This is a genomic window from Enterobacter cloacae complex sp. 677-3DZ2D5B (assembly GCF_004136695.1).
GTDB classification, from domain to species: domain Bacteria; phylum Pseudomonadota; class Gammaproteobacteria; order Enterobacterales; family Enterobacteriaceae; genus Enterobacter; species Enterobacter hormaechei_C.
Map to the genome: position 1 here is coordinate 255,752 of NZ_QFLS01000009.1, position 25,556 is coordinate 281,307.

Here is a 25,556-nt window from a genome sequence, read left to right on the forward strand (position 1 = left end):
ACGCTCCTGCTAAAGGAATGACAAAACGGTGCCCCGCTAATGTCGGGCATTTCAAAGGGAATGAGAGTCGATGCGTGGCGAAGATCGCCGGTGATTAAGGCGCGGAATGGCCTGGAAGATGACTGACGTCGGTGACGGTCCATATAGTGGGCTGTAGCCCTATACTCCTGAATAATTAAACGGACGCTAAACATATCAGAGACAATTGGTTTTTAGCAAAGATTTACGTTCCTTTGCAAACTTCTGTAACACACGCGGATTATCTTAGAGAAAAATCTGTAAGGCGTAGCTAAATTACGGATCTTCATCACATAAATTATTTTTTCACTATCTAAAATAATTCGCGGAAGTCTTAGTTTTTTTGAACTCTAACCCTTATCTGAATCGATTCGGTTCGCCAATACGATTCTCAGTACGCCTGCCTGGCAGACGTATAAATGATAATAAAAGGAGCTAGCAAGTGACCATTGCTATTGTCATAGGCACACATGGTTGGGCTGCGGAGCAGTTACTCAAAACGGCAGAAATGCTGTTGGGCGAGCAGGAAAACGTCGGCTGGATCGATTTCGTTCCCGGTGAAAATGTCGAGACGCTGATTGAAAAATACACTGCTCAGCTTGAGAAGCTGGATACCAGCAAAGGCGTGCTGTTTCTCGTGGATACATGGGGCGGCAGCCCGTTCAACGCTGCCAGCCGCATTGTCGTCGATAAAGAGCATTATGAAGTCGTCGCCGGGGTGAATATCCCGATGTTGGTGGAAACCTTCATGGCGCGTGACGACAACCCAGGCTTTGACGAGCTGGTGGCGCTGGCGGTGGAAACCGGTCGCGAAGGGGTGAAGGCGCTGAAAGCGCAGCCGGTTGAAAAACCTGCCCCTGCCCCTGCTGCACCAAAAGCCGCTGCACCGGCGAAGCCAATGGGTCCGAACGATTACATGGTTATCGGCCTTGCGCGTATTGATGACCGTCTGATCCACGGCCAGGTGGCGACGCGCTGGACCAAAGAGACCAACGTACAACGCATCATCGTGGTCAGTGACGAAGTGGCCGCCGACACTGTCCGTAAAACCCTTCTTACCCAGGTTGCACCGCCGGGCGTCACCGCGCACGTCGTGGATGTCGCCAAAATGATCCGCGTTTACAACAACCCGAAATACGCGGGCGAACGCGTGATGCTTCTGTTCACCAACCCGACAGACGTTGAACGCATTGTTGAAGGCGGCGTGAAAATCACCTCCGTTAACATTGGCGGTATGGCTTTCCGTCAGGGCAAAACGCAGGTCAACAACGCGATTTCAGTGGATGCGAAAGATATCGAGGCCTTCAACAAGCTGAATGCACGCGGTATCGAGCTGGAAGCCCGTAAGGTTTCCACGGATCAGAAACTGAAAATGATGGATTTGATCGGCAAAGTGGGGAAATAAGCCCGGGCCGGTTTTTCATATAGAGCTTATGTAATAGGAGAAGTGCAATGGAGATTACTACTCTTCAGATTGTGCTGGTGTTCATCGTCGCGTGTATTGCGGGTATGGAGTCCGTACTTGATGAATTTCAGTTCCACCGCCCTCTGGTGGCCTGTACGTTGATTGGTGCCGTTCTGGGTGACATGAAAACCGGTATCATCATCGGGGGTACCCTGGAAATGATCGCCCTGGGCTGGATGAACATCGGTGCGGCGGTTGCGCCTGATGCCGCACTGGCGTCCATTATTTCGACCGTTCTGGTTATCGCCGGTCATCAGAGTATCGGTGCCGGTATCGCGCTGGCCATCCCGCTGGCCGCAGCGGGTCAGGTGCTGACCATTATCGTCCGTACTATTACCGTGGCCTTCCAGCACGCGGCGGATAAGGCGGCCGAAAACGGCAACCTCACCGCGCTCTCCTGGATCCACGTTTCTTCCCTGTTCCTGCAAGCGATGCGTATCGCGATCCCTGCGGTTATCGTGGCGATTTCTGTCGGTACCAGCGAAGTTCAGGGCATGCTGAATGCGATCCCTGAAGTGGTCACCAGCGGTCTGAATATCGCCGGGGGTATGATCGTGGTGGTCGGTTATGCGATGGTCATCAACATGATGCGCGCGGGCTACCTGATGCCATTCTTCTACCTCGGCTTCGTTACCGCTGCGTTCACCAACTTCAACCTGGTTGCGCTGGGTGTGATTGGTGCGGTGATGGCGATTCTTTATATCCAGCTCAGCCCGAAATACAACCGTGTCGCGGGTGCCCCTGCGCAGGCTGCTGGTAACAACGATCTCGATAACGAACTGGACTAACAGGTGAGCGAAATGGTTGATATGACAAAAACTACCACTGAGAAAAAACTCACTCCGGGTGATATTCGTGGCGTGTTCATCCGTTCTAACCTGTTTCAGGGTTCATGGAACTTCGAACGTATGCAGGCGCTCGGCTTCTGCTTCTCCATGGTGCCGGCCATCAAACGCCTGTATCCGGAAAACAACGAAGCACGCCGTCAGGCAATTAAGCGTCATCTGGAATTCTTCAACACCCATCCTTATGTTGCGGCGCCGGTTCTGGGCGTGACGCTGGCGATGGAAGAGCAGCGTGCGAACGGGGCTGAAATCGACGATGGTGCCATCAACGGTATCAAAGTTGGTCTGATGGGGCCGCTGGCAGGCGTGGGCGACCCGATTTTCTGGGGTACCGTGCGTCCGGTCTTTGCGGCGCTGGGCGCCGGGATCGCCATGAGCGGCAGCCTGCTCGGTCCTCTGCTGTTCTTCATCCTGTTCAACGCGGTGCGTCTGCTGACCCGTTACTACGGCGTGGCGTACGGCTATCGTAAAGGTGTGGATATCGTTAAGGATATGGGCGGCGGCTTCCTGCAAAAACTGACTGAGGGGGCGTCAATTCTCGGCCTGTTTGTAATGGGGGCGCTGGTTAACAAGTGGACGCACGTAAACATCCCGCTGGTGGTATCAACGATCACCGGTCAGGATGGTCAGACGCGCGTTACCACCGTGCAGACCATTCTGGACCAGCTGATGCCGGGCCTGGTACCGCTGCTGTTAACCTTCGCCTGTATGTGGCTGCTGCGTAAGAAAGTGAACCCGCTTTGGATCATCGTTGGCTTCTTCGTCATCGGTATCGCGGGCTACGCTGTCGGCCTGCTGGGTCTGTAATAAAATGCGTTACTGACCGGGGGCTTGCCCCCGGTCTTTTTATCTGGAGGATGAATGACTGTCACGGACACCGTACTGGTTTTATTTATTGTTGCCCTTCTGGCTTACGCGATCTATGACGAGTTTATTATGCCTCGCCGCCACGGCGAGACGCTGCTGACCCTTCCCCTCTTACGCCGTGGACGTATTGATGCGTTTATCTTCGCCGGTCTGGTAGTCATCCTCATTTACAATAATGTGACCAGCCACGGCGCAATATTAACCACATGGTTATTATGTGCGCTGGCATTAATGGCGATTTACCTGTTCTGGATCCGCTCGCCAAAACTCATTTTTAAAAAACACGGATTCTTCTTCGCCAATGTCTGGATAGAATATAACCGTATTAAAGAGATGAATTTATCCGAAGACGGGGTTCTGGTGATGCAATTAGAACAACGCCGCCTGCTCATCCGGGTCAGAAATATTGATGACCTGGAAAAGATATACAAATTACTTGTTAAAACTCAATGATTTATCATTATAGCATCGGCTATATATTGCATTATTCTTGAACCAGCAATATAGCCGGTGCTATATCTCCTCTGTTAATTGACTTATATTTATTAACGATATTTTCACGCATAAATCTAAATGAAAATCGTTATCAACATAGTGGCTATATAAAGCCATCTTCGTTGTTGTTTTATATTCTCAAAATATGTTAAGGTTGCGCCCGTCGTTGGGGAGTAGCCGATTTCCTGCCTGCGGGAAATGTACGTGTCAACATACTCGTTGAAAAACGTGGCGCGTACGGATCGTTTTTAAGCCCATTTCTGTGCCAGAAGCGATCAGGCGAGACCATAGATACATCAACTGCTGTTTACTGGGGGCAGTGATGTGTCATATGGATATCCCCGGTCTGGACGCTCTTATGAATATCTCCGCTACGATCCTTCTGGCTTTTGGCATGTCCATGGACGCATTTGCCGCCTCTATCGGCAAAGGTGCCACTCTCCATAAACCTAAATTTTCCGAAGCCCTGCGTACCGGTCTCATCTTTGGCGCTATCGAAACGCTGACGCCGCTTATCGGCTGGGGACTGGGGATGCTCGCCAGCCAGTTTGTGCTGGAGTGGAATCACTGGATTGCTTTCGTGCTGCTGGTGTTCCTCGGCGGACGTATGGTGATTGAAGGTTTTCGTGGCAACGGCGATGAAAATGATGCGCCGCTGCAACGCCACGGCTTCTGGCTTCTGGTGACAACCGCCATCGCAACCAGCCTGGATGCAATGGCCGTGGGTGTCGGTCTGGCGTTTTTGCAGGTCAATATTATCGCCACCGCGCTGGCGATTGGCTGCGCCACGCTGATCATGTCAACGCTGGGGATGATGGTGGGTCGGTTCATTGGCCCGCTGTTAGGCAAACGCGCCGAAATTCTGGGCGGTATCGTGTTGATCGGGATTGGTGCCCAAATCCTTTGGGCACACTTCGCGGGTTAACCTTCGCGCTGCCAGCAATGGATGCTGAAATCCGTCTGGCAGCGAAATTCTGTCTGCGCTGCCAGCGTTTCCCACACCTCTGGTTTTGCCCGCCACGCAAACGGCGTCATTTGCAGTAACGCCACCGCTTCACTTCCCTGCAACATCATTTCATATGCTACCGACTGCGCCTGCTTTAACGCAAAGCCTGCCAGCTGTTCAGAGTGAGGCGCATGCAGGTGAACTTCATCATAGATCAGCCCTTTTAGCTCCAGCAGATGACGCGGCCCTGGCGTGACGGTGATAACCCAGCCACCGGGCTTAACGACGCGCGCCAGCTCCTCAGCCTTGCACGGCGCATAGATACGCACCACGGCGTCCATACTCGCTTCCTCAAACGGCAGGCGGTGGCTGGAGGCCACGCAGAACGTTACCGCTGAGTAGCGTTTGGCTGCCGCACGGATAGCCACTTTAGATACGTCCAGCCCGTACGTTTCGGCGCCCTTCTCAGCCGCCACGTCAGCAAACGTGGCGGTGTAGTAACCTTCGCCGCAGCCGATATCCAGCATGGCGGATGCGCCTTCTGTCAGATATTCACGGAGTAAGGCGACAACGGCATCCCTGAGCGGTTGATAATGCCCGGCATCGAGAAACGCCCGGCGCGCCTGCATCATCTCCGCGCTGTCACCCGGGTCCCGGGAGCGCTTGTGCTGTACCGGCAGAAGATTTACATAGCCCTCTTTCGCCCGGTCAAACTGATGTCCCTGTGGACAGATAAACGTTTTCTCCGCGCGCGTCAGCGGCGCGTGGCAAAGGGGACAACTGAAAGACATGACAGCTCCAGGGCGTAAACCAAAAGGCGAAGTGTACCGCTATTCGCCAGGGTTATAAATGGCTGGGTGATGCATCACGATCAGATGTTCAGAATCTGCCGGCAGCCCGTCAGGCTTTACGTTTTCCAGACGCAGAACGTTCCCCATGATTTCGCTGAAAACGGGCGCGGAAACGGCCCCGCCGTAATAGGCACCGTTTTGCGGATCGTTAATCACCACCACCAGCGCAAAACGGGGATCGCTGGCAGGCGCAACGCCTGCGGTATAGGCGACGTATTTATCCACATACTTACCGTGTTCATCGATTTTTTTGGCCGTCCCGGTTTTTATCGCCACGCGATAGTTACGCACCGCCGCTTTGATTCCACCACCGCCGGGTAACGCGACGCTCTCCATCATGTGCTCCACCTCGTGAACAATTTCCTCGGGCATCACCCGCTTGCCAATCACCGGCGGATCGATTCGGGTGATGGACAGAGGCCGTTCAATGCCATAGCTGCCGATGGTGGCATACACATGCGCCAGCTGGAGGGGGGTTACCATCAGGCCATATCCAAAGGCAAAGGTCGCCCGGTCTAACTGGCTCCAGAATTTCCGCTGCGGCAGTAAACCTGCGCTTTCTCCCGTTAAGCCAAGCCCGGTACTCTCGCCAAAGCCAAAGTGTTTATAGGTATCCAGTAACCGTTGCACAGGCATCGCCAGCGAAAGACGGGACACGCCCGTGTCACTGGATTTTTGCAGGATGCCGGTCATCGTCAGCTCGGGGTAGTAGCCCACGTCGCGGATACGATGGCCATCAATGGTGTAGGGATGCGTGTCTATGACGCTGTCAGGCTGTACCAGCCCCTGCTGTAGCGCCGTCATCAGCACCAGAGGCTTAACGGTCGAGCCAGGTTCAAAGGTGTCGCTGATCGCGCGATTGCGAAAATCATCCAGCGTTGCCCCTTCCCGGTTGTTGGGGTTGAAGTCGGGGAAGCTCGCCATCGCCAGAATTTCGCCCGTCTGGATATTAATTAGCACCGACGCGCCTGACTCAGCTTTGTTCCACGCCACGGCATTATACAGCGCGTCTTCGGTGATAGTTTGCAGGCGTTCATCGATACTAAGCTGGATATTATGTGCAGGTACGGGAGCCACCTCCGTGAGGTTCTCCACCACATGTCCGTAGCGATCTTTCCTGACCAGCCGCACGCCTGCCTTCCCGGTAAGCTGCGTGTTGAAGCTTTTCTCGACACCCTCAATGCCCTGACCATCAATATTGGTGAAGCCAATCAGGTTCGCCGCCACGTGCCCGGCAGGATAAAAGCGGCGGGACTCATCGCGAAGGTTGATACCCGGAAGACGCAGCTTATCGATCCACTTTGCCTGGGAGGGATCAACCTGACGGGCAAGGTAAATAAATCGCCCGTGCGGGTTACTGTTGATTCGCGATGCGAGCGTGCTCAGAGAAAGGTGTAAGGCATTTGCCAGGGCCTGCCAGCGCGAATCATAACCGATCCCCCCTTTTTCCAGCACTGTTTTGGGATCGGCCCAGACGGCCTGGACAGGTACGCTCACCGCAAGGGGTCGTCCTTCACGGTCCACAATCATCCCCCGCGGGGCGTCTATCGCCACTTCGCGCAGGGAGCGCATATCCTCCTGCTTAACCAGATTATCCGGTTTGATAATTTGCAGCCACGCCACGCGGCCCAGCAGAAACGCAAGACTACAAAAGATAGCGAGACACAGAAGTGCAAAACGTGCCGGAGTAAAGTTTCCGGTGGTCGTTATTGTCTTTTTTTTCACCTTAACCCCAGGGCTGTTGATCAACGCCCTGATTTAACGGGAAAAGCGGATAAGAAGGCGGGAAAACAATGCTAATAATCTCGAGGGTTTGCAACAAGATAATAACAGCGGAGGATTACGTAATATTTTGAAAAATAAGCGAATAAAAAAGCCCCGCATCGGCGAGGCTTATGTCTGAGATCGAAGCGCTGAGCGCTTCAGTCAGCAGTGATTCGATCAGATAGCAGTTACGTTAACCGCAGCTGGGCCTTTCTGGCCATCCTGAATTTCGAACTCAACGTTCTGGCCTTCAGCCAGAGTTTTGAAGCCGTTACCCTGGATTGCAGAGAAGTGTACGAACACGTCTTTGCTGCCGTCAGCAGGAGTAATGAAACCAAAACCTTTAGACTCGTTGAACCACTTAACTTGACCTTTAATCTTTGCCATTTGCAAAATTCCTTAGAGTGTTTTCTTAGCCCGCGGGCTTTGACATAGATAAAACTGAGACATTACTGCTTGAGGCACTAATATAAGGTTCGGCAGAGAAGCGGTATTCAACGACAACGTGTTTACTCAGGACTTCTTTACTGAAAATGCCACACATAAACAGAACTGTACCTCGTTTGACCCAAAACGTGTTATCACACACAACGTTTAATATGGCAAGCCATTTTTAAACATGTCTCGATCCGCCGCACAAATTCAGGTGTTACTCCATAACAATCTGCACAGTTATGCGAATTGTCAAATGAAGCGCTACCTGACCTCACTGCCCGCAGGGTGCGTTGACGCGCCCTGTAATCAAAGACTTTTTAAACATAGCTCAATCATTTCAAAGCGTCCATCCCAATCCCTGATTTTCTTTAAAAGAATGACTGAGTTAGAACATTTTGTGAAAAGTTATGCTGAAAACATTGCAACGCACCGACATGTGTCAGGGAATATACGATGTTAATTACATTTTGCTAATTGTATTAAAATCCACCATTTAATTAGCGTTATTCTGCACCAAAATAATGAAATTTTTATGACTCTGCCTCAAAACAAGGCAAGCAAAACGTTTCGATAAAAATAAAACACTTCGGGAAAGATAAAACACACAATTTATTCAACGAAACGGTAATTATCGAATAAGGATAAATATTCACCAGTTTTCAGTATGCTGAAACAATAGTTAACTGCTGCTTAATTATATGTTGGGATGTTGTGGATCACATTTGATAAGGGAGGGGATTTACGCCGTACGTCAGGCCACCTCCCTTTCCGGGCAAACTATCGTTCGGCTACCAGGCGAATGAAGTCTTCCTCGTCCTGTTGTTGAGCAACAGCGTCCTTAGGTACCGCTTTCTCCTCCGGCTCGTTGGCTTCGCACAGACGACGCAGCAACGCATTCTGCCGTTTCTGCTGATCGAGCAATGCTTCCAGCAGTTCAATCTGCTCGTTTGTGCGGGAGCTGGCGCGGTTAACGAAGAACCACAGTACCAGCCCAACGACCAACACCACCAAAGACATTACCAGGGATGCAATGCTCAGCAGCCCCGAATTCAGTAACTCACCCATTTCACCACCTCAGTAAAAACAGTCATTTTACCACTGCCGCCACGTAAGGACATCACTCAGCGTAAAAATGGCCTCTACCAGGGGATAAACTTATTGATTGAACAAATGCCGCTAAAGAATTGTACATCCTGATCGCACATCACATTGATAGTCTGCGTCCACAGCACCACACAAGCTATCAACACTATAATCAGAATTACCCAGCGTATTTTTTTCACTCCACACTCCGTCTTAAGACCTGATGCAGCCAGGTTATCACGGTTATCTTAAACAGGGGCTAACTGTACCTTCAACAGACGCTTTTCGGAATCGTGCACTTGTTTCACTGCGTAAACCCGTTACGCTTACTCCATGACAACAAAGAAAAAAGAGGCAACGATGCGTTTACTTATTCGTACAGTAATTGTACTGGCCATTGTGTGGATCGGCCTGTTATTAAGTGGGTACGGCGTATTAATGGGAAGCAAAGAAAATGCCGCGGGTCTGGGTATCCAGTGTAAATATCTTACCGCCCGGGGGGTAAGCACGGCGCAGTACATTCATTCCGACAGCGGGATCATCGGGTTAACCAACTGTCCTGTGCTGCGTAAATCATCTGATGTGATTGATAACGGTTAATCAGCGTTGAATTTCGCTTACAAGAACGCCGCACTGTTGCGGCGTTTTTATTGAAAGCGTCGATCAGAACGGATAATCGTTATAGCCCATCTGCTCTGAAATTTTGCGCGCTGCGGTATGCAGGATCGCCACATATTCATGAAGACGCTCTTCAGAGAAACGCAGCGTTGGGAACGAAATGCTCAGGCCCGCAATGACAACGCCGAAACGGTCAAATACCGGCACACCGATGCAACGCAGCCCCTCTTCCTGCTCTTCGTTATCTTCCCCGTAACCCTGCTCACGCACATTATCCAGCACGCTCAGCAGTTCATCCGTACTGGTAATGGTGCGGTCGGTGCTGCGTTTGTACTCCACCCCGTCAAGGATCTGCTTCACCTCTTCGCGATCGCGCCAGGCCAGCAGTACTTTACCAATTGCGGTGCTGTAGAGCGGGTTACGACGACCGATGCGTGAATACATGCGCAGGTTGTACATGGAGTCAATTTTGTGGATGTAAACAATGCTGTCTTCATCCAGCGCACCGAGGTGAATTGTCTCTTTCGTCAGTCGTGAAAGTTCACGCATCTGAATGTCAGCGCTGCGGATCAGATCCACGTTTTGCAAAGCGCGGGCGCCCAGTTCAAACAGTTTCAGCGTCAGAGAATATTTTTCTGATTCTCCTTCCTGCGCGACATAACCCAATGATTTCATCGTCTGCAAAAAGCGATAAACGGTGCTTTTCGACATCATCACACGCTGCGACAACTCTGTAATACCAATTTCACGCTCTTCTCCGAGCGCCTGCAAGATGCCAAACACCTTCAGCACGGAAGAAACAGAATCTGGCTGCTTATCCAAATCTGCGATTGCCATTTATCACCTCATGGAGAGTGTTTTATAAAAATCAGAACCGGTTTTTATTATAAATTCGTGTGATGCGTGCTGCAATCTATCTGGGTTTACTTCGTTACAAATCTGCGACATAAAACCGAAATAACGATGCTAAAATAGTTACTCTGAAAATAATTTCACGCTGAGTCATTCTTTTCCCATGCAAAAAAACGTTTCTGATGGCCTGCCCTTACCGCAGAGGTACGGGGCAATTGCCACTATTGTCATCGGTATTTCGATGGCTGTCCTTGACGGTGCGATTGCCAACGTTGCTCTTCCTACCATTGCAAAAGACCTTAATGCTTCTCCCGCAAGCTCCATCTGGATTGTGAACGCGTGCCAGATAGCAATTGTGATTTCCCTCCTGTCACTCTCTTTCCTGGGCGATATGTTTGGCTATCGCCGGGTTTACCAGTGCGGGCTGGTGGTCTTTACCCTCACCTCGCTCTTCTGTGCCCTTTCCGATTCACTGCACACCCTCACCCTGGCGCGCATCGCGCAGGGCTTTGGCGGCGCGGCGCTAATGAGCGTGAACACGGCCCTCATACGGCTTATCTATCCTCACCGCCACCTGGGGCGCGGCATGGGCATTAATTCCTTTATTGTGGCCGTGTCGTCCGCTGCCGGGCCGACGATTGCCGCCGCCATTCTGTCCGTTGCCTCGTGGCAGTGGCTGTTTGCCATTAATGTGCCGCTGGGTATTGTGGCGATCTTCTTCGCCCTGCGCTATCTTCCGGAAAATGGTCCGAAAAACACCATGCCGCGTTTTGACCTGCCCAGCGCCGTGATGAACGCGCTGACCTTTGGCCTGCTTATTACCGCGCTGAGCGGATTTGCTCAGGGGCAGTCTCTGTCGCTCATTGCCGCAGAAATCGTTGCCATGCTTATCATCGGATTTTTCTTCGTACGACGTCAGCTGGCGCTGCCCGTGCCGTTACTGCCGGTGGATTTGCTGCGTATTCCGCTGTTTTCGCTATCCATTTGTACCTCCATTTGCTCGTTCTGCGCCCAGATGCTGGCGCTGGTTGCGCTGCCGTTCTTTTTGCAGAGCGTGATTGGCCGTTCGGAAGTGGAAACAGGCTTGCTGCTCACGCCCTGGCCTCTGGCAACCATGGTGATGGCCCCGCTGGCCGGTTACCTTATTGAGCGCGTTCATGCCGGGCTTCTGGGGGCGATTGGGCTGGTTGTCATGGCGGTGGGACTGTTTGCACTGGCGCTCCTGCCCGCCTCGCCAGGGGATCTGGATATTATCTGGCGCATGATCCTGTGCGGGGCCGGTTTTGGTCTGTTCCAGTCCCCTAATAACCACACGATTATCACCTCTGCCCCACGTCATCGCAGCGGTGGCGCCAGCGGGATGCTGGGCACGGCAAGACTGTTAGGGCAAAGCACCGGGGCCGCACTGGTAGCCTTGATGTTTAACCTGGCCGGGCAGAATGCGACACACGTTGCGCTGATTACCGCAGGGACACTGGCGACCCTCGCGGCTGTCATTAGCGGTCTTCGTGTCACCCAGCCAAAGGCGCAGGCATAAAAAAACCGGGCGGAGAAGGACTCCTGCCCGGTTGTTTTCAACCCGATTACGTTACTTCAGATATTCGCCGCTACGCAGCGCTTCAATACGTTTATCCAGCGGCGGGTGAGACATAAACAGCTCGCTCAGCGACTTTGACTTGCCGTTGATGCAGAAGGCCATCATGCTGTTTGCTTCCTGCGGCTCGTAGCTGGTTTTAAGACGTTGCAGCGCAGCAATCATCTTTTCACGACCCACCAGTTTCGCGGAACCGGCATCCGCATGGAACTCACGATGACGGGAGAACCACATGGTAATAATGCTTGCCAGGATACCGAACACCAGCTCCAGCACCATTGAAACAGCAAAATAGATCAGCGGGTTGCCGTTGCTCTCTTCACCCTCATCACGGTTGCCACCCATAAACCCGGCAGCAATCTGCGCCAGAATACGGGAAATAAAGATAACGAAGGTGTTCACCACGCCCTGGATCAGGGTCATGGTGACCATATCGCCGTTGGCGATGTGGCTGATCTCGTGAGCAATAACCGCTTCCGCTTCGTCACGGCTCATGTTTTGCAGCAGACCGGTGCTGACGGCCACCAGGGACGCGTCACGACGCGCACCGGTAGCAAACGCGTTGATATCCGGCGCGTGGTAGATGGCTACCTGCGGCATGGCAATGCCCGCCTGCTTTGACTGCTGAGCAACCGTGCTCATCAGCCACTGCTCCATATCGTTACGCGGTTGCTCAATAACTTCACCGCCCACGGATTTCAGTGCCATCCACTTCGACATTAGCAGTGAAATGAAAGAGCCACCGAAACCAAACAGCAGCGCCATAATCAACAGACCCTGAACGCTGCTCGACTGAATTCCCGTCAGGCTTAGCACCAGCCCGAATACCACCATCACCGCCAGGTTGGTGAGCAGGAAGAGCGCGATTCGCATCATAATATTCTTTTAACCTCAGTTTAACAAAACGCACTATGCGATTACCCACATCGTATGGGTATTACGGCTATTTTCAAGCATCCAGACGGCGTAAGTCACCAGAAAGACACAACTTTACACAATTGGAAATCTGCCTGACGGAAGGATGAGGAACAAAAAGAAACAGGCACAATTTCTTGTGCCTGTTGGGGGATTATTTTGTCGGAGCAGGTTGCACAGCAGGTTTCTCTTTTTCCAGCTTCGCGAGATCAAGCGCGATATGCACCGTCTCGTCCAGATACGGATCGGGCTCCTGGTAATCCTTAGGCAGATCGTCCAGTTTTTTGAGCAGAGGCTTGCCTTCACGTTTGAAGCGATCGTTGATACGCGCCAGACGTGTCGCGTCATCTTCATTGTTCTCTTTCTCACGCTGAGCGTAGTTCAGAGACACAATGTTCCGTTTTGCTTTCAGGGCGTTGAAACGCGCGATGTCCTTCATGATGTACTGGAATTCCGGATCCTTCCCGATGCGATCGTTGTGATTTTTCAGCAGTTCCGGTCCGAACTGTTTCATATCACCCGATTTCACGAATGTCGCGGCATCAATGCTATCCCACGGCAGCGCGTTATCTTCAAACTTCTCGCCCGTTTCCGTCTCTTCGGTACCTGTCGGCATCATAATATCCGGCGTCACGCCTTTGCGCTGCGTGCTGCCGCCGTTGACGCGGTAGAACTTCTGAATGGTGTACTGTACTGAGCCCAGCGCCGGCCATTCAGGGCGCAGCATCTGGTCGTAAATACGGTTCAGAGAGCGGTACTGCTGAACGGTGCCCTTGCCAAACGTCGGTTCGCCGACGATTAACGCCCGGCCGTAATCCTGCATGGCAGCAGCGAAGATTTCCGATGCAGAGGCGCTGAAGCGATCGACAAGCACCACCAGCGGCCCCTTATAGTAGACCACACCATCGGTATCCGCATCTTCACGCACTTTACCGTTGTTATCGCGCACCTGTACCACCGGGCCAGACGGGATAAACAGCCCGGAAAGCGAGACGGCCTCGGTCAATGCCCCGCCGCCGTTGCTGCGCAGGTCAATGATCACGCTGCTGACATTCTGCTTTTCAAGCTTCTGAAGCTGCACTTTCACATCATCGGTCAGGCCGACGTAGAAACCAGGGATATCCAGAACGCCAACCTTCTCTTTACCCACGGTTTTCACCGACATTTTCACCGCGCGATCTTCCAGACGGATACGCTCACGGGTCAGAGTAACGATACGGGTTTTGGTCCCCTTACCGGCTGGCAGGATCTCCAGGCGAACTTTGCTGCCCTTCGGCCCTTTGATCAGCGCAACTACGTCATCAAGACGCCAGCCAATCACGTCCACCATGCTTTTTCCGGTTTGGCCCACACCGACAATACGGTCGCCTACGCTGATCGCTTTGCTTTTCGATGCAGGGCCACCGGCCACCATGGAGTTGATTACGGTGTAGTCATCGTCCATCTGAAGCACAGCACCGATACCTTCCAGAGACAGGCTCATTTCGGTATTGAACTGTTCGGTGTTACGTGGAGAGAGATAATTAGTGTGCGGATCAATTTCGTGCGCAAACGCGGTCATCGCCAGCGAGAAAACATCTTCACTGTTGGTCTGCGCCAGACGGCGAATAGCGAACTTGTAGCGACGGTTTAACGTCTCACGGATCTCTTTCTCGTCTTTGCCTGTGAGCTTGAGGCTCAGTTCGTCATATTTGACTTTTCCATCCCACAGCGCATTCAGTTCAGCCTCGTCTTTCGGCCATGGCGCTTTGCTGCGGTCCAGATTAAAGGTGTCGTTGCCGGTGAAGTCCATAGGACGTTCCAGCACTTTCAGCGCGTATTGATAACGCTCAAAACGGCGCTTTTGCGATAAGTTGTACAGATCGTAGAACAGATCGAGTTTTCCGGAGCGCAGCTCATCACCCACTTCGGATTTGCGTTTAGCGAACTGTTCGACATCGCTGGCCAGCAGTACGTTATGGCTGTAATCCAGCAAGTTCAGATAACGGTCAAAGATTTTGGCCGAAAAGGCCTGATCGAGATCGAACTGACGATAGTGCGAACGAGTAAAGCGCGACGTCACGCGCTCACTCACCGTCGCGTGCTGAGTCTCTTCCTTGAGAACCGGAATTTGATCAACACGCGTAATATCGTCCACAGCGAAAGCGTGGCCTGTTATAGCAAACAGGCCAGCCAGCGCGGTGAGCTTAAAAAAAGTGTTCATGCCAGGCTCGGCCTCCGTTTCAGAACAACAAGTGTTCTGCGCGTACAATCATTGACATACCAGAAGTCAGCTGTACACGAACGCCATCTTTGGTGATTTCCAGTACGGTGGCGTCCATCGCGTTGTTACCCGCTTTCACCTTCAGAGACTGACCTACGCTCAGCGCATTGATGTCAGAAACCGGGGTGTGGCGCGGCTCTTCGCGCGGCGCACGTGGGGCTTTAGCTGCTGGTTTGTCAGCACGCGGTTTGCGATCGTTATTTTCAGTACGACGCGGTGCCGGGCGCGGTTTACGCTCGCGACGAGGGGCGTCTTCCTGACCGTTTGCCGCTGCGGCTTCGCGTTTTTTCGCCTGCTGTTCCGCACGCTGTGCCTGCACGCGAGCTTTGGCTTCTTCAAGCTGCTTACGCGCATGTTCTACGTGCTGCTCGTCCAGCTCACCGCACGGGTTGCCGTCAAGGTCGACACGGGTCGCACCCGGCTTGATACCGTACAGGTAACGCCAGCTCGAGGTATAAAGGCGCAAGGCAGAACGAAGCTGCGTTTTGCTGAGGTTCATCTCCCCCTCAACGCGCGCGACCAAATCCTGAAAGATACCGACTTTCAGAGGACGCGCTTCACCTTCAGCGCTGAAGCACTGCGGGAAACGCTCGGCCAGAAATGCGATAACTTCTTTACTGCTATTCAACTTAGGTTGATTTTCCATGAAATTTCCTGATTACAACGGACGTTGCCAACAAGCGCAGGCATGAACAGGCGACATTATAATGACGCTATCAGTAAATGCTACGTTATCCGTTGATTATCCTGCGACGCTCGCAAAGAATTTATGATAATCGGTCTCTGCCAGAACATTTTCCAGGTTTGCGGCCAGCGCGCGCAGCCCCTGCTCATCCTCGGCAGTAAAGCGACTGAAGACCGTGCTGTCGATATCCAGAACGCCAATAATCTGATTTTTAACCACCAGCGGCAGTACGATTTCAGAATTGCTGCTGGCATCGCAGGCGATGTGGCCGTCAAACGCATGAACATCTTCGACACGCTGAACCTGACGGGTCGCCACTGCGGTACCGCACACGCCGCGACCTACCGGGATACGCACGCAGGCGAGTTTCCCCTGGAAAGGCCCCAGTACCAGCGTGTCGCCTTCCAGCAGATAAAAGCCCGCCCAGTTCACGTCAGAAAGGCGTTCGAACAGTAACGCACTGGTATTTGCCAGAGTGGCTAAGAAACTGGTTTCCCCTGCCATTAATGCCTTAAAATCGCGATTCAGATCCGCGTAGAATTCTGTTTTGTTCATTATTCAATCACTTAGTTATCTTACATAGTTACCGCATAGCCTATTAAAATAAGCATTAAATGCGCTCATGCTCAAGATGAATCCGTTCATGAGTTATTATAACTTTCAACAATACTAATCTGTGTGCGACTGATGGCCCTAAAAACACCCCAAATTACGCCGACACGAAAGATCGTTGTCCGTACGGTAAGCCAGGCTCTGCCCCGTGCACATTATCAGCGTTGTCCCCAGTGCGATACGCTTTTTATGTTGCCGAAGATGAAATCGCACCAAAGTGCTTTTTGTCCATGCTGCGATGCCAAAATTCGCGATGGCCGGGACTGGTCATTGACGCGTCTGGCGGCAATGGCGGTCACCATGCTACTGCTGATGCCCTTCGCCTGGACCGAGCCGCTGTTAAAGCTCTACCTGCTTGGCGTGCGTATTGACGCTAACGTGTTGCAGGGGATCTGGCAGATGACGCGCCAGGGCGATCCGCTTACGGCCGCCATGGTGCTGTTCTGCGTCGTCGGCGCGCCGTTGGTGCTGGTCGCGGCAATTGCCTACCTGTGGTTTGGCAACATACTGGGGATGAACCTGCGCCCCGTCCTGCTCATGCTGGAAAAGCTCAAGGAGTGGGTGATGCTGGACATCTATCTGGTGGGCGTCGGCGTGGCGTCTATCAAGGTGCAGGATTATGCATTTTTACAACCTGGCATTGGCCTTTTTGCGTTTATTTCACTGGTCCTGCTGAGTATTCTGACCCTGATTCATCTCAATGTTGAACAGCTTTGGGAGCGATTTTACCCGCAGCGTCCCGCGACCCGGCCTGATGACAACCTGCGCGTCTGCCTGGGGTGCCATTACACCGGTTTTCCGGATAAACGCGGGAGATGTCCGCGCTGCCACATTCCGTTAAGATTGCGACGCAACAACAGCCTGCAAAAATGCTGGGCGGCGCTTATCGCCTCCCTGGTATTTTTGTTCCCGGCCAACATGCTGCCGATCTCCGTAATTTATGTGAACGGCGCCCGTCAGGAAGATACTATCCTTTCAGGGATTATCTCTCTGGCGCACAGTAACGTGGGGGTCGCCGCCATTGTTTTCATCGCCAGTATTCTGGTGCCCTTTACCAAAGTGGTGGTGATGTTTACGCTGCTTATCAGCATTCACTTTAAATGCGAACAAGGACTACGCACCCGCATCCTGCTTCTGCGATTCGTGACCTGGATTGGTCGCTGGTCGATGTTGGATCTGTTCGTGATTTCGCTGATGATGTCGCTCATCAATCGCGATCAGTTACTTGCTTTTACCATGGGACCCGCAGCTTTTTATTTCGGCTCTGCGGTGATATTGACTATTCTTGCAGTGGAATGGCTGGACAGCCGCTTACTTTGGGACGCACATGAGTCAGGAAACGCCCGCTTCGCCGACTGAAGCGAGAATTAAAACAAAACGCCGCATTTCGCCATTCTGGTTGCTACCTGTCATCGCGCTGATGATCGCAGGCTGGCTTATCTGGACGAGCTATGAAGATCGCGGAAGTACCATCACGATTGATTTCCAGTCTGCGGACGGCATTGTCGCCGGACGTACCCCCGTTCGCTTCCAGGGGGTGGAAGTGGGTACCGTGCAGGATATTTCCCTCGGCAAAGGGCTGAACAAAATTCAGGTCCGGGCGAGCATTAAGTCTGATATGCAGGATGCCCTGCGCGCCGAAACGCAGTTCTGGCTGGTCACGCCTAAAGCCTCCCTGGCCGGCGTTTCCGGGCTGGATGCGCTTGTGGGCGGTAACTATATCGGCATGATGCCCGGCAAAGGCGAGCCACAGGATCACTTTGTTGCGCTGGACACCCAGCCGAAATATCGGCTGAATAACGGCGATTTGATGATCCACCTCCGCGCGCCGGATTTGGGCTCGCTGAACAGTGGTTCTCTGGTCTATTTCCGCAAAATTCCGGTTGGTCGCGTTTACGACTACGCCATTAACCCGAACAAAGATGGCGTGACCATTGATGTACTCATCGAGCGCCGTTTTACCAACCTGGTGAAAAAAGGCAGCCGCTTCTGGAACGTCTCCGGCGTCGATGCCGACCTGAGCTTAAGCGGTGCGAAAGTGAAGCTTGAGAGCCTGGCGGCGCTGGTGAATGGCGCTATCGCCTTCGACTCACCTGCTGACTCCAGCCCTGCCGCCGCAGAAGATACCTTTGGCCTGTACGCCGACCTGGCGCACAGCCAGCGCGGCGTCATCGTCAAGCTGACCCTGCCGGATGCCAAAGGCCTGAAAGCCGGTTCGACCCCGTTGATGTACCAGGGTTTAGAGGTCGGGCAACTGACAAAATTAACCCTCAATGCGGGCGGCTCCGTTACCGGCGAAATGACGGTGGATCCGAGCGTGGTGGATCTCCTGCGGGAAAAAACGCGCATTGAACTGCGTAATCCGAAGCTGTCCCTCAGCGACGCCAGCATCAGTTCCCTGCTGACGGGAAGCACCTTTGAGCTGATCCCCGGTGAAGGCGCGCCGAACAAAAACTTTGTTATCGCCCCGGCGGATAAAGCCCTGCTGCAAAAACCGGGCGTGTTGACGGTTACGCTGAATGCGCCGGAAAGCTACGGTATCGAAGCCGGGCAACCGCTGATCCTGCACGGTGTGCAGGTGGGCCAGGTCCTCGAACGTAAGCTGACAGAAAAAGGGGTCTCCTTCTCCGCCGCCATCGATCCGCAGTACAGCAATCTGGTTCACGGCGACAGTAAATTTGTGGTTAACAGCCGGGTCGACGTGAAGGTGGGTCTGGACGGCGTTGAGTTCCTCGGCGCCAGCGCCAGCGAGTGGGTTAACGGCGGGATCCGCATTCTGCCGGGCAGCAAAGGTGCGCTGCGCGAGAGTTATCCGCTGTTCGCCAATCTGGACAAAGCCATTGAAAACAGCCTTGGCGACCTGCCGACCACCACGCTGACCTTAAGCGCTGAAACGCTGCCGGACGTCCAGGCAGGCTCCGTCGTGCTTTATCGTAAGTTTGAAGTCGGGGAAGTGATCACCGTTCGTCCTCGTGCGGACGCGTTTGATATCGAACTGCATATCAAGCCGGAGTACCGCAAGCTGCTCACGCCAAACAGCGTGTTCTGGGCTGAAGGCGGCGCGAAAGTGCAGCTCAACGGCAGCGGGCTGACCGTACAGGCGTCTCCCCTCTCCCGTGCCCTGCGCGGTGCGATCAGCTTCGATAACCTGAGCGGCGCGGGCGGCAACATGCGTAAAGGTGACAAGCGGATCCTCTTCCCGTCCGAAACCGCGGCGCGTGCGGTCGGGGGGCAGATTACCCTGCACACCTTTGATGCCGGTAAACTGGCTGAAGGCATGCCCATCCGCTATCTCGGCATTGATATCGGGCAGGTCCAGAAGCTGACGCTGATCACCGCGCGCAACGAAGTTCAGGCGACCGCCGTGCTTTATCCGGAATATGTGCAGACGTTCGCCCGGGCAGGCTCGCGCTTCTCGGTGGTTACGCCGCAAATTTCTGCCGCAGGGGTTGAGCATCTCGACACCATACTTCAGCCGTACATAAACGTTGAACCGGGTCGCGGCAACGCGCGTCGTGAATTTGAGTTGCAGGAGGCAACCATCACCGACTCCCGTTATCTGGACGGTCTGAGCATTGTGGTTGAAGTGCCGGAAGCCGGTTCGCTGGGCATCGGTACGCCGGTCCTGTTCCGCGGCATTGAAGTGGGGACAGTAACAAGCCTGACGCTGGGTAATCTGTCCGATCGCGTGATGGTCGGCCTGCGCATCAGCCAGCGTTATCAGCATCTGGTTCGCAACAACTCGGTGTTCTGGCTCGCTTCAGGCTACTCGCTGGACTTCGGCCTGACCGGTGGCGTGGTCAAAACGGGGACCTTTAATCAGTTCATTCGCGGCGGCATTGCCTTCGCGACGCCGCCTGGCACGCCTCTGGCGCCTAAGGCGCAGGCAGGTAAACACTTCCTGCTGCTGGAAAGTGAACCGAAAGAGTGGCGCGAATGGGGAACGGCGCTGCCGCGTTAATCTCGCAGGCTCCGGTGTCAACGCGCCGGAGCCTTTATGTTACACTGCGCACCTGAATGTTTCCCTGTGGTGTGCCCGTGGCTCAAAACTCCGTATTTCTTCCCGAACAATTCCTCGCACAGATGCGCGAGGCGCTTCCAGCTCATCTCTCTTTCGACGATTTCGTCGCCGCATGCCAGCGCCCTTTGCGCCGGAGTATTCGCGTCAATACGCTGAAAATCAGCGTCGGGGCGTTTCTGGATCTCGTCTCCCCCTACGGCTGGCAATTAACGCCAGTGCCGTGGTGTGAAGAGGGTTTCTGGATCGAACGGGATGACGAGGAGAGCCTGCCGCTCGGCAGCACCGCCGAGCACCTGAGCGGGCTGTTTTATATTCAGGAAGCCAGCTCCATGCTGCCGGTTGCTGCGCTGTTTGCCGACGGGAACCAGCCTGAGCGGGTTATGGATGTCGCGGCGGCGCCGGGCTCTAAAACCACGCAGATTGCCGCCCGGATGAACAACCGCGGCGCGATCCTCGCCAACGAATTTTCCGCCAGCCGCGTTAAAGTCCTGCATGCCAATATCAGCCGCTGCGGGATCCACAACGTCGCGTTAACGCACTTCGACGGTCGCGTGTTTGGCGCTGCCCTGCCGGAAGCCTTTGATGCCATCCTGCTCGACGCGCCCTGCTCCGGCGAAGGCGTGGTGCGTAAAGATCCTGATGCGTTAAAAAACTGGTCCGTTGAAAGCAACCTGGAGATCGCCGCCACGCAGCGCGAACTGATCGACAGCGCGTTTCATGCCCTGCGCCCAGGCGGGACGCTGGTTTACTCTACCTGCACGCTGAATCGTGATGAAAACGAGGACGTCTGCCTGTGGCTCAAGCAACGCTATGTGGATGCCGTCCAGTTTCTGCCGCTGGACACCCTCTTCGACTCGGCCAGCCATGCGGCCACGCCTGAAGGCTTCCTGCATGTCTTCCCGCAGATTTACGATTGCGAAGGCTTCTTTGTTGCCCGTCTGCGTAAAACCCGCGCCGTCGATCCCTTGCCTGCCCCTAAGTTTAAGGTCGGCAACTTCCCGTTCGCGCCGGTCAAAGGCCGTGAGGCGGCACAGGCGCAAGCGGCTGCGAGCAAAGTCGGCCTGCACTGGGATGAGAGCCTGCGCCTCTGGATGCGTGACAAAGAGCTGTGGCTGTTCCCGGTCAACATCGAACCGCTGATTGGTAAGGTGCGTTTCTCCCGCCTCGGTATTCGCCTGGCGGAGATCCACAACAAAGGCTATCGCTGGCAGCACGAAGCGGTCATTGCGCTGGCCGGCAGTGAGAACACCTTTGCCTTGACGCATCAGGAAGCGGAAGAGTGGTATCGCGGTCGTGACGTTTACCCGGAAGACGGCCCGTCACAGGATGAAGTCATCGTGACGTATCAGGGCTATCCGCTGGGGCTGGCGAAAAAAGTCGGCTCGCGGCTGAAAAACAGCTATCCGCGCGAACTGGTACGCGATGGCCGCCTGTTTACCGGTAACAACCGCAGCGCCTGAAAAAAAGCGCATTTTTTTACTGGCGATTTCGCTCTCCTTGTCTAGGATCAAAAATGGGTGACTGCACTGGTCATACCAGATTTTGGGCAACAAACCGGAGAGCATTATGACGAAAACCAGCGTACGCATTGGCGCTTTTGAAATCGACGACGCTGAATTGCGCGGCGAATCACAAGGCGAACGAACGTTAAGTATTCCCTGCAAATCCGATCCGGATTTGTGCATGCAGCTGGACGCCTGGGATGCAGATACCAGCGTCCCGGCAATCCTTGATGGGGAACATTCCGTTCTGTACCGTGAGCATTACGACAGTAAAACCGATGCCTGGGTCTTGCGTCTTGCCTGACCCAAAGAGAACCCGCCCGAAGGCGGGTTATTTATTACTGAAGCTGCGCCAGCGTCAGAAAGCCCCCGAATACTGCCCCCGTATCAATGTAGTGCAGATTGTTAAAATCGTAGCGTTTGTCCACAGGCGTATGTCCAAACCAGAAGTGATCCGCGCCGCTAATGCCCTGCCCTTTGCCCACCATAAAGCCCATTAACCGGTCGCGATCCCACAGCACGCGCTGGGCATCCACCGGCTTATGCCAGCCATATTCGGCGGAGGGATAATCCGCATGAGCAATCACGTTGAGACCGTTTTTGCAGGTTATTTCAATAATGTGCGGTAAGTCCCGACACGCGTCGAGTAAACCCTTCGCCTGTTTTTGTTGAGCGTCCTTAAGCCCGGTAAACCAGTTACCACCATTTATCGACCAGAGACTAAAATCATTATTTTTAAGCGCATCTAACGCCATTTGCTCGTGATTACCGCGTACCGCATAAAACCAGTTTTCCTGCATCAGCTGTAAACATTTTACGCTGTCAGGCCCGCGGTCGATAATATCCCCCACCGAGATCAGCAGATCCGTATCAGGATTAAAATGTCGTCGTTTCAGCTCATCCATAAGCCACTGATAGCAACCATGAATATCGCTGGCAACCCAGATATGACGCCAGTGTTCTCCCTCTATTTTCTGATACATAACGCCTCCTGTAAGAAGTATAGCTGCCACAGAAAATGTCATGAACTGGCGTCGGATTTCGCGAATCCAAACAAACCATAAACCAGCCGGAAATAAAGATCGCTGCGCTATTAATCCCTTATTCCCTGGCCTTTAAAATAGAGCGGAATAAAAAGAGGGATTTTCACGTGTCAAACATACACCTGCAAAACGATGTTTTTTATCCGCATCGTACAAATATTATTTCTGAACTGGTGAGAGGAAAACGCGTTCCCGGCCCAATCTGGCACAAACGTGATTACCGGTTAAAGTTCCTTCTGCGCTCGCTTTTATTCTGGTCCTCCACCCATCGCATGCTGGAGGCCCTGTCCGGGCGCGATGATTTCGACAGGCTGCTCACCTCTCAAATTACCTTGCCGAGCAAAACTCACCGCCAGTATCTGATGCGCGGCCTGAACTCAAACGACCGGGCCGATGCTATCGTCAGCCACTATCAGTGGATTGATAGTCTGAAAAACATCGCCCTCGCCCACGCGCTGACCAGCCCGCAAGAGGTGCCGGTTGTCCGGTTCGAGGCAAAAAACGGCGAAATCTATACCGTCCACGCCTCGTCCGCAGGTAAGGCCGAACGCGAAGGCGAAAGCACGCTTTGGCTGCACGACAATGACAATACGCTGCTTGCCAGCCTGACGTTCTGTGTCGCACGCAGTAACGGCCGTACGGTGCTGGTGATCGGCGGCCTTCAGGGTCCACGTCGTCATGTTTCACGGGAGGTGATTAAACAGGCTACCCGTGCCTGCCATGGTCTTTTCCCGAAACGCGTGCTGATGGAGGTGATCTTCCAGCTTGCCTCACGCTCGAACATCAGCGCGATTTTTGCCGTCAGCGATGAAGGCCATGTTTTCCGCGCGCTGCGCTACCGTCTGAGCAAAGGCCGTCATTTTCACGCCAGCTACGACGAGTTCTGGGAAGGCCTGAACGGAAAGAAACTCTCCCCCTTCTGCTGGCAGTTGCCGCTCCAGATGGAGCGTAAAGCACTGGAGGAGATTGCCAGCAAAAAACGCGCCGAATACCGTCGCCGCTTTGCGTTACTTGATGATATTGCGGCTTCCGTACAGGCGCGCATTGATCCCGCAGTCGTCTCAGACAAAATACAAACAAAAATTTAACAAAACAGCCAAAAAGGACTGGACTTACGCCTGCCGGGTTGTGGTATGTTTGAGGCAGGCGCACAGGAAGTGAACCTTCTGCTGAGACGAAAACCGGATTTTATCGTTTATTTTCATGCGGATAAAAAGAGACCGAATACGATTCCTGTATTCGGTCCAGGGAAATGGCTCTTGGGAGAGAGCCGTGCGCTAAAAGTTGGCATTAATGCAGGCTCAATCGCCTTGCCCTTTAAGAATAGATGACGACGTCAGGTTTTCCAGTCCACAGTAAAAGTGGTCTGAAAAAAAGCGTCAGAACATCACTAAATGTGAAAAACCGCAGAGCTTTTACAAGCACCTGCGGTTTTTTTTTACTGGAAACCTGACGGCTAGCAGAGCTTTTCAGCGCGCTCAATAAACGGTGCCAGACTTTTCTTCTGCCCGGGGTTTGCCGGGTCATCCACCTGGATCACGCTGACAGGCTGTCCGTTACTTTTCCCGCTGGCCACCTGCTGCTCCGCTACGTCATTTAACGGATACTGCACGAGCGTACTGGGATTGATGACATACAGCGCGTTACCGGGACGGCAGGTGAGCATGACCTCTTCACGATTAAATGCCCAGTTGTCCTTGCCCACTTCAAACCGGCTGACGGTGATGACCTGCGGCGCGGCCAGCGCACTGCTGGCACAGGTGAGAAGTAAAAGAGAAAGCAGTGTCTTTTTCATATGTTATTTAACCTTGTCAGAAGGGTTCCCAGGTCGCGAACAGGCTGACGGCCGCCAGTACCAGCGCGCCCAGCACCACCTCTGCCTGTGTCATCCTGATAAAAATCTGTTGTTCCCGCCCGGCCTCCGGGCGAAAGCGTGGCACAAGAAAATACCGATTCGCCAGCGCAATTGCCACCATCATCATGACCAGCGCACATTTGAACAACAACAGCTGGACATAAGGCGCATGCCACGGCACGTTTATGCCAACAATAAAGAGCGTATTGATTATCCCGGTCAGCAGCACGCCTGCCACGGCGTAATGCCCCACGCGGGAGAAGCGCATCATGGTAAAGATAGCGGCTGGCTGCCAGCGGCCTTTCGCCAGACGCATACAAAACAGCAGCGGCAGTAAACCACCCACCCAGGTCGCGGCGCAGAGCAGATGAAGCGCATGGTTGAGACGATGCAATGCTCCCGGTGCGCCACCGTTCATCGCGGCATGTCCCACGCCCGCCAACAGCACCAGCTGCCCCATCACGAGCAGTAACAGCCGTGAGCCTTTTTGCGGGGTAAGCCATGCAGCGCCCGCCGTCGCAGCGGCCAGCACCATTTGCCACAACCAGACGCCGCCAAATTGCGTTCCCAGCACGCTGCGCCAGACCGCCGGACGAATGACATCGCCCCAGCCGTTGCCCATCAACCCACTTTGCAGGCCAAACATCAGCAGAGCCGCCATCAGGCTGATTAAGGCCGCGAGTTTCTGCTGCCGCTGGAAACGCCGGGTCATGAGGCGCTGCAACGAAGACGGTGCAAACCAGACGCTGTAAAGCGCGTTGCCGAAAAGCAGCATCAGCGCAGCAAAATGGATAAAGCGTAACGCGACGTAGCTCAGGGCCAGCATA

26 protein-coding genes and 1 pseudogene are annotated in these 25,556 nt (G+C 53.7%); 13 read left to right on the forward strand and 14 right to left on the reverse strand.

Features of this window, described 5'->3' with window-relative positions; translation table 11 throughout:
- Positions 1–460: 460 nt before the first annotated feature.
- From manX to mntP, 5 genes are all read left to right on the forward strand, one after another.
- A complete protein-coding gene (gene manX / locus DD597_RS14610; RefSeq protein WP_129256336.1) occupies positions 461–1,423 on the forward strand; it encodes a PTS mannose transporter subunit IIAB in 963 nt (320 codons plus the stop codon).
- A gap of 47 nt (positions 1,424–1,470) precedes the next feature.
- Positions 1,471–2,271 carry a PTS mannose transporter subunit IIC gene (gene manY, locus DD597_RS14615; protein WP_003859914.1) on the forward strand — a complete coding sequence of 267 codons (801 nt, stop codon included), beginning with the start codon at positions 1,471–1,473 and terminating at the stop codon, positions 2,269–2,271.
- 12 nt (positions 2,272–2,283) lie between these two features.
- Positions 2,284–3,135: a PTS mannose transporter subunit IID gene (locus tag DD597_RS14620; protein WP_006810994.1), complete on the forward strand. Its 852-nt coding sequence runs from the start codon at positions 2,284–2,286 to the stop codon at positions 3,133–3,135.
- A gap of 54 nt (positions 3,136–3,189) precedes the next feature.
- The gene (locus tag DD597_RS14625; protein ID WP_003859912.1) at positions 3,190–3,648 is read left to right on the forward strand and encodes a DUF986 family protein; all 459 of its coding nucleotides are present in this window, start codon (positions 3,190–3,192) and stop codon (positions 3,646–3,648) included.
- Positions 3,649–4,048: 400 nt separating this feature from the next.
- A complete protein-coding gene (gene mntP / locus DD597_RS14630) occupies positions 4,049–4,615 on the forward strand; it encodes a manganese efflux pump MntP (protein ID WP_022651435.1) in 567 nt (188 codons plus the stop codon).
- On the opposite strand, the gene rlmA is transcribed toward mntP, so the two are convergent.
- From rlmA to mgrB, 6 genes and pseudogenes are all read right to left on the reverse strand, one after another.
- Entirely contained in the window at positions 4,612–5,427 is an 816-nt protein-coding gene (rlmA, locus tag DD597_RS14635) for a 23S rRNA (guanine(745)-N(1))-methyltransferase (protein WP_045329821.1), read from the reverse strand. The genes mntP and rlmA overlap by 4 nt on opposite strands.
- Positions 5,428–5,466: 39 nt before the next feature.
- Positions 5,467–7,212 (reverse strand): peptidoglycan glycosyltransferase FtsI, encoded by a 1,746-nt coding sequence (gene ftsI, locus DD597_RS14640; protein WP_129256337.1) that lies wholly within the window; start codon positions 7,210–7,212, stop codon positions 5,467–5,469.
- Positions 7,213–7,428: 216 nt separating this feature from the next.
- Complete coding sequence (gene cspE, locus DD597_RS14645) at positions 7,429–7,638, reverse strand: transcription antiterminator/RNA stability regulator CspE (protein WP_001062678.1); 210 nt, start codon at positions 7,636–7,638, stop codon at positions 7,429–7,431.
- Between the two features lie 12 nt (positions 7,639–7,650).
- Positions 7,651–7,795 (reverse strand): annotated as a pseudogene (locus DD597_RS14650) (DUF2627 domain-containing protein).
- Positions 7,796–8,463: 668 nt separating this feature from the next.
- Positions 8,464–8,751 (reverse strand): YebO family protein, encoded by a 288-nt coding sequence (locus DD597_RS14655; protein WP_003859907.1) that lies wholly within the window; start codon positions 8,749–8,751, stop codon positions 8,464–8,466.
- Between the two features lie 74 nt (positions 8,752–8,825).
- Positions 8,826–8,969 carry a PhoP/PhoQ regulator MgrB gene (gene mgrB, locus DD597_RS14660; RefSeq protein ID WP_003859906.1) on the reverse strand — a complete coding sequence of 48 codons (144 nt, stop codon included), beginning with the start codon at positions 8,967–8,969 and terminating at the stop codon, positions 8,826–8,828.
- Between the two features lie 160 nt (positions 8,970–9,129).
- Between mgrB and DD597_RS14665 the strand changes: the two genes are divergently transcribed.
- Positions 9,130–9,369 carry a YobH family protein gene (locus DD597_RS14665; RefSeq protein WP_003859905.1) on the forward strand — a complete coding sequence of 80 codons (240 nt, stop codon included), beginning with the start codon at positions 9,130–9,132 and terminating at the stop codon, positions 9,367–9,369.
- 63 nt (positions 9,370–9,432) lie between these two features.
- On the opposite strand, the gene kdgR is transcribed toward DD597_RS14665, so the two are convergent.
- A complete protein-coding gene (gene kdgR / locus DD597_RS14670) occupies positions 9,433–10,224 on the reverse strand; it encodes a DNA-binding transcriptional regulator KdgR (protein WP_003859903.1) in 792 nt (263 codons plus the stop codon).
- A 178-nt stretch (positions 10,225–10,402) separates the two neighbouring features.
- On the opposite strand from kdgR, the gene DD597_RS14675 reads away from it, so the two are divergent.
- Entirely contained in the window at positions 10,403–11,776 is a 1,374-nt protein-coding gene (locus tag DD597_RS14675) for an MFS transporter (RefSeq protein WP_129256338.1), read from the forward strand.
- A 51-nt stretch (positions 11,777–11,827) separates the two neighbouring features.
- On the opposite strand, the gene htpX is transcribed toward DD597_RS14675, so the two are convergent.
- From htpX to DD597_RS14695, 4 genes are all read right to left on the reverse strand, one after another.
- Positions 11,828–12,709, reverse strand: a complete 882-nt coding sequence (gene htpX / locus DD597_RS14680) for a protease HtpX (RefSeq protein ID WP_003859899.1) — start codon at positions 12,707–12,709, stop codon at positions 11,828–11,830.
- 193 nt (positions 12,710–12,902) lie between these two features.
- Positions 12,903–14,951 carry a carboxy terminal-processing peptidase gene (gene prc / locus DD597_RS14685; RefSeq protein ID WP_003859896.1) on the reverse strand — a complete coding sequence of 683 codons (2,049 nt, stop codon included), beginning with the start codon at positions 14,949–14,951 and terminating at the stop codon, positions 12,903–12,905.
- A gap of 19 nt (positions 14,952–14,970) precedes the next feature.
- Positions 14,971–15,657, reverse strand: a complete 687-nt coding sequence (gene proQ, locus DD597_RS14690; protein ID WP_003859895.1) for an RNA chaperone ProQ — start codon at positions 15,655–15,657, stop codon at positions 14,971–14,973.
- A 96-nt stretch (positions 15,658–15,753) separates the two neighbouring features.
- Positions 15,754–16,251 (reverse strand): GAF domain-containing protein, encoded by a 498-nt coding sequence (locus DD597_RS14695; protein ID WP_006811006.1) that lies wholly within the window; start codon positions 16,249–16,251, stop codon positions 15,754–15,756.
- A 132-nt stretch (positions 16,252–16,383) separates the two neighbouring features.
- Between DD597_RS14695 and yebS the strand changes: the two genes are divergently transcribed.
- From yebS to DD597_RS14715, 4 genes are all read left to right on the forward strand, one after another.
- Positions 16,384–17,667 (forward strand): membrane integrity lipid transport subunit YebS, encoded by a 1,284-nt coding sequence (gene yebS / locus DD597_RS14700; RefSeq protein ID WP_003859890.1) that lies wholly within the window; start codon positions 16,384–16,386, stop codon positions 17,665–17,667.
- Positions 17,636–20,269 carry a PqiB family protein gene (locus tag DD597_RS14705; protein ID WP_003859888.1) on the forward strand — a complete coding sequence of 878 codons (2,634 nt, stop codon included), beginning with the start codon at positions 17,636–17,638 and terminating at the stop codon, positions 20,267–20,269. Before yebS ends, DD597_RS14705 begins: the two co-directional genes overlap by 32 nt.
- A gap of 56 nt (positions 20,270–20,325) precedes the next feature.
- Positions 20,326–21,789: a 16S rRNA (cytosine(1407)-C(5))-methyltransferase RsmF gene (gene rsmF, locus DD597_RS14710; protein WP_116290929.1), complete on the forward strand. Its 1,464-nt coding sequence runs from the start codon at positions 20,326–20,328 to the stop codon at positions 21,787–21,789.
- Between the two features lie 106 nt (positions 21,790–21,895).
- Positions 21,896–22,135 (forward strand): YebV family protein, encoded by a 240-nt coding sequence (locus DD597_RS14715; protein ID WP_003859885.1) that lies wholly within the window; start codon positions 21,896–21,898, stop codon positions 22,133–22,135.
- Between the two features lie 34 nt (positions 22,136–22,169).
- On the opposite strand, the gene pphA is transcribed toward DD597_RS14715, so the two are convergent.
- Positions 22,170–22,814 carry a protein-serine/threonine phosphatase gene (gene pphA, locus DD597_RS14720; protein ID WP_003859884.1) on the reverse strand — a complete coding sequence of 215 codons (645 nt, stop codon included), beginning with the start codon at positions 22,812–22,814 and terminating at the stop codon, positions 22,170–22,172.
- A gap of 167 nt (positions 22,815–22,981) precedes the next feature.
- Between pphA and DD597_RS14725 the strand changes: the two genes are divergently transcribed.
- Both DD597_RS14725 and DD597_RS14730 read left to right on the forward strand, forming a co-directional pair.
- On the forward strand, positions 22,982–23,962 hold the full coding sequence (locus DD597_RS14725; RefSeq protein ID WP_129256339.1) for a VirK/YbjX family protein: 981 nt from the start codon (positions 22,982–22,984) through the stop codon (positions 23,960–23,962).
- 45 nt (positions 23,963–24,007) lie between these two features.
- Positions 24,008–24,205, forward strand: a complete 198-nt coding sequence (locus DD597_RS14730) for a hypothetical protein (RefSeq protein WP_032609507.1) — start codon at positions 24,008–24,010, stop codon at positions 24,203–24,205.
- Between the two features lie 125 nt (positions 24,206–24,330).
- Here DD597_RS14730 and DD597_RS14735 read toward each other — a convergent pair whose 3' ends face one another.
- Entirely contained in the window at positions 24,331–24,669 is a 339-nt protein-coding gene (locus DD597_RS14735) for a YebY family protein (RefSeq protein ID WP_003859787.1), read from the reverse strand.
- 16 nt (positions 24,670–24,685) lie between these two features.
- Positions 24,686–25,555 (reverse strand): copper homeostasis membrane protein CopD, encoded by an 870-nt coding sequence (gene copD / locus DD597_RS14740; RefSeq protein WP_045341063.1) that lies wholly within the window; start codon positions 25,553–25,555, stop codon positions 24,686–24,688.
- Between the last annotated feature and the right edge of the window lies 1 nt (position 25,556).

What these genes read in the sequence shown, in the direction of transcription:
- manY (WP_003859914.1), top strand. Translation starts at nt 1,471, where the DNA reads ATGGAGATTACTACTCTTCAGATTGTGCTGGTGTTCATCGTCGCGTGT.
- DD597_RS14620 (WP_006810994.1), top strand. Translation starts at nt 2,284, where the DNA reads ATGGTTGATATGACAAAAACTACCACTGAGAAAAAACTCACTCCGGGT.
- DD597_RS14625 (WP_003859912.1), top strand. Translation starts at nt 3,190, where the DNA reads ATGACTGTCACGGACACCGTACTGGTTTTATTTATTGTTGCCCTTCTG.
- mntP (WP_022651435.1), top strand. Translation starts at nt 4,049, where the DNA reads ATGAATATCTCCGCTACGATCCTTCTGGCTTTTGGCATGTCCATGGAC.
- rlmA (WP_045329821.1), bottom strand. Translation starts at nt 5,427, where the DNA reads ATGTCTTTCAGTTGTCCCCTTTGCCACGCGCCGCTGACGCGCGCGGAG.
- cspE (WP_001062678.1), bottom strand. Translation starts at nt 7,638, where the DNA reads ATGGCAAAGATTAAAGGTCAAGTTAAGTGGTTCAACGAGTCTAAAGGT.
- DD597_RS14655 (WP_003859907.1), bottom strand. Translation starts at nt 8,751, where the DNA reads ATGGGTGAGTTACTGAATTCGGGGCTGCTGAGCATTGCATCCCTGGTA.
- DD597_RS14665 (WP_003859905.1), top strand. Translation starts at nt 9,130, where the DNA reads ATGCGTTTACTTATTCGTACAGTAATTGTACTGGCCATTGTGTGGATC.
- kdgR (WP_003859903.1), bottom strand. Translation starts at nt 10,224, where the DNA reads ATGGCAATCGCAGATTTGGATAAGCAGCCAGATTCTGTTTCTTCCGTG.
- DD597_RS14675 (WP_129256338.1), top strand. Translation starts at nt 10,403, where the DNA reads ATGCAAAAAAACGTTTCTGATGGCCTGCCCTTACCGCAGAGGTACGGG.
- htpX (WP_003859899.1), bottom strand. Translation starts at nt 12,709, where the DNA reads ATGATGCGAATCGCGCTCTTCCTGCTCACCAACCTGGCGGTGATGGTG.
- prc (WP_003859896.1), bottom strand. Translation starts at nt 14,951, where the DNA reads ATGAACACTTTTTTTAAGCTCACCGCGCTGGCTGGCCTGTTTGCTATA.
- proQ (WP_003859895.1), bottom strand. Translation starts at nt 15,657, where the DNA reads ATGGAAAATCAACCTAAGTTGAATAGCAGTAAAGAAGTTATCGCATTT.
- DD597_RS14695 (WP_006811006.1), bottom strand. Translation starts at nt 16,251, where the DNA reads ATGAACAAAACAGAATTCTACGCGGATCTGAATCGCGATTTTAAGGCA.
- yebS (WP_003859890.1), top strand. Translation starts at nt 16,384, where the DNA reads ATGGCCCTAAAAACACCCCAAATTACGCCGACACGAAAGATCGTTGTC.
- DD597_RS14705 (WP_003859888.1), top strand. Translation starts at nt 17,636, where the DNA reads ATGAGTCAGGAAACGCCCGCTTCGCCGACTGAAGCGAGAATTAAAACA.
- rsmF (WP_116290929.1), top strand. Translation starts at nt 20,326, where the DNA reads ATGTTTCCCTGTGGTGTGCCCGTGGCTCAAAACTCCGTATTTCTTCCC.
- DD597_RS14715 (WP_003859885.1), top strand. Translation starts at nt 21,896, where the DNA reads ATGACGAAAACCAGCGTACGCATTGGCGCTTTTGAAATCGACGACGCT.
- pphA (WP_003859884.1), bottom strand. Translation starts at nt 22,814, where the DNA reads ATGTATCAGAAAATAGAGGGAGAACACTGGCGTCATATCTGGGTTGCC.
- DD597_RS14730 (WP_032609507.1), top strand. Translation starts at nt 24,008, where the DNA reads ATGTTTGAGGCAGGCGCACAGGAAGTGAACCTTCTGCTGAGACGAAAA.
- DD597_RS14735 (WP_003859787.1), bottom strand. Translation starts at nt 24,669, where the DNA reads ATGAAAAAGACACTGCTTTCTCTTTTACTTCTCACCTGTGCCAGCAGT.
- copD (WP_045341063.1), bottom strand. Translation starts at nt 25,555, where the DNA reads ATGCTGGCCCTGAGCTACGTCGCGTTACGCTTTATCCATTTTGCTGCG.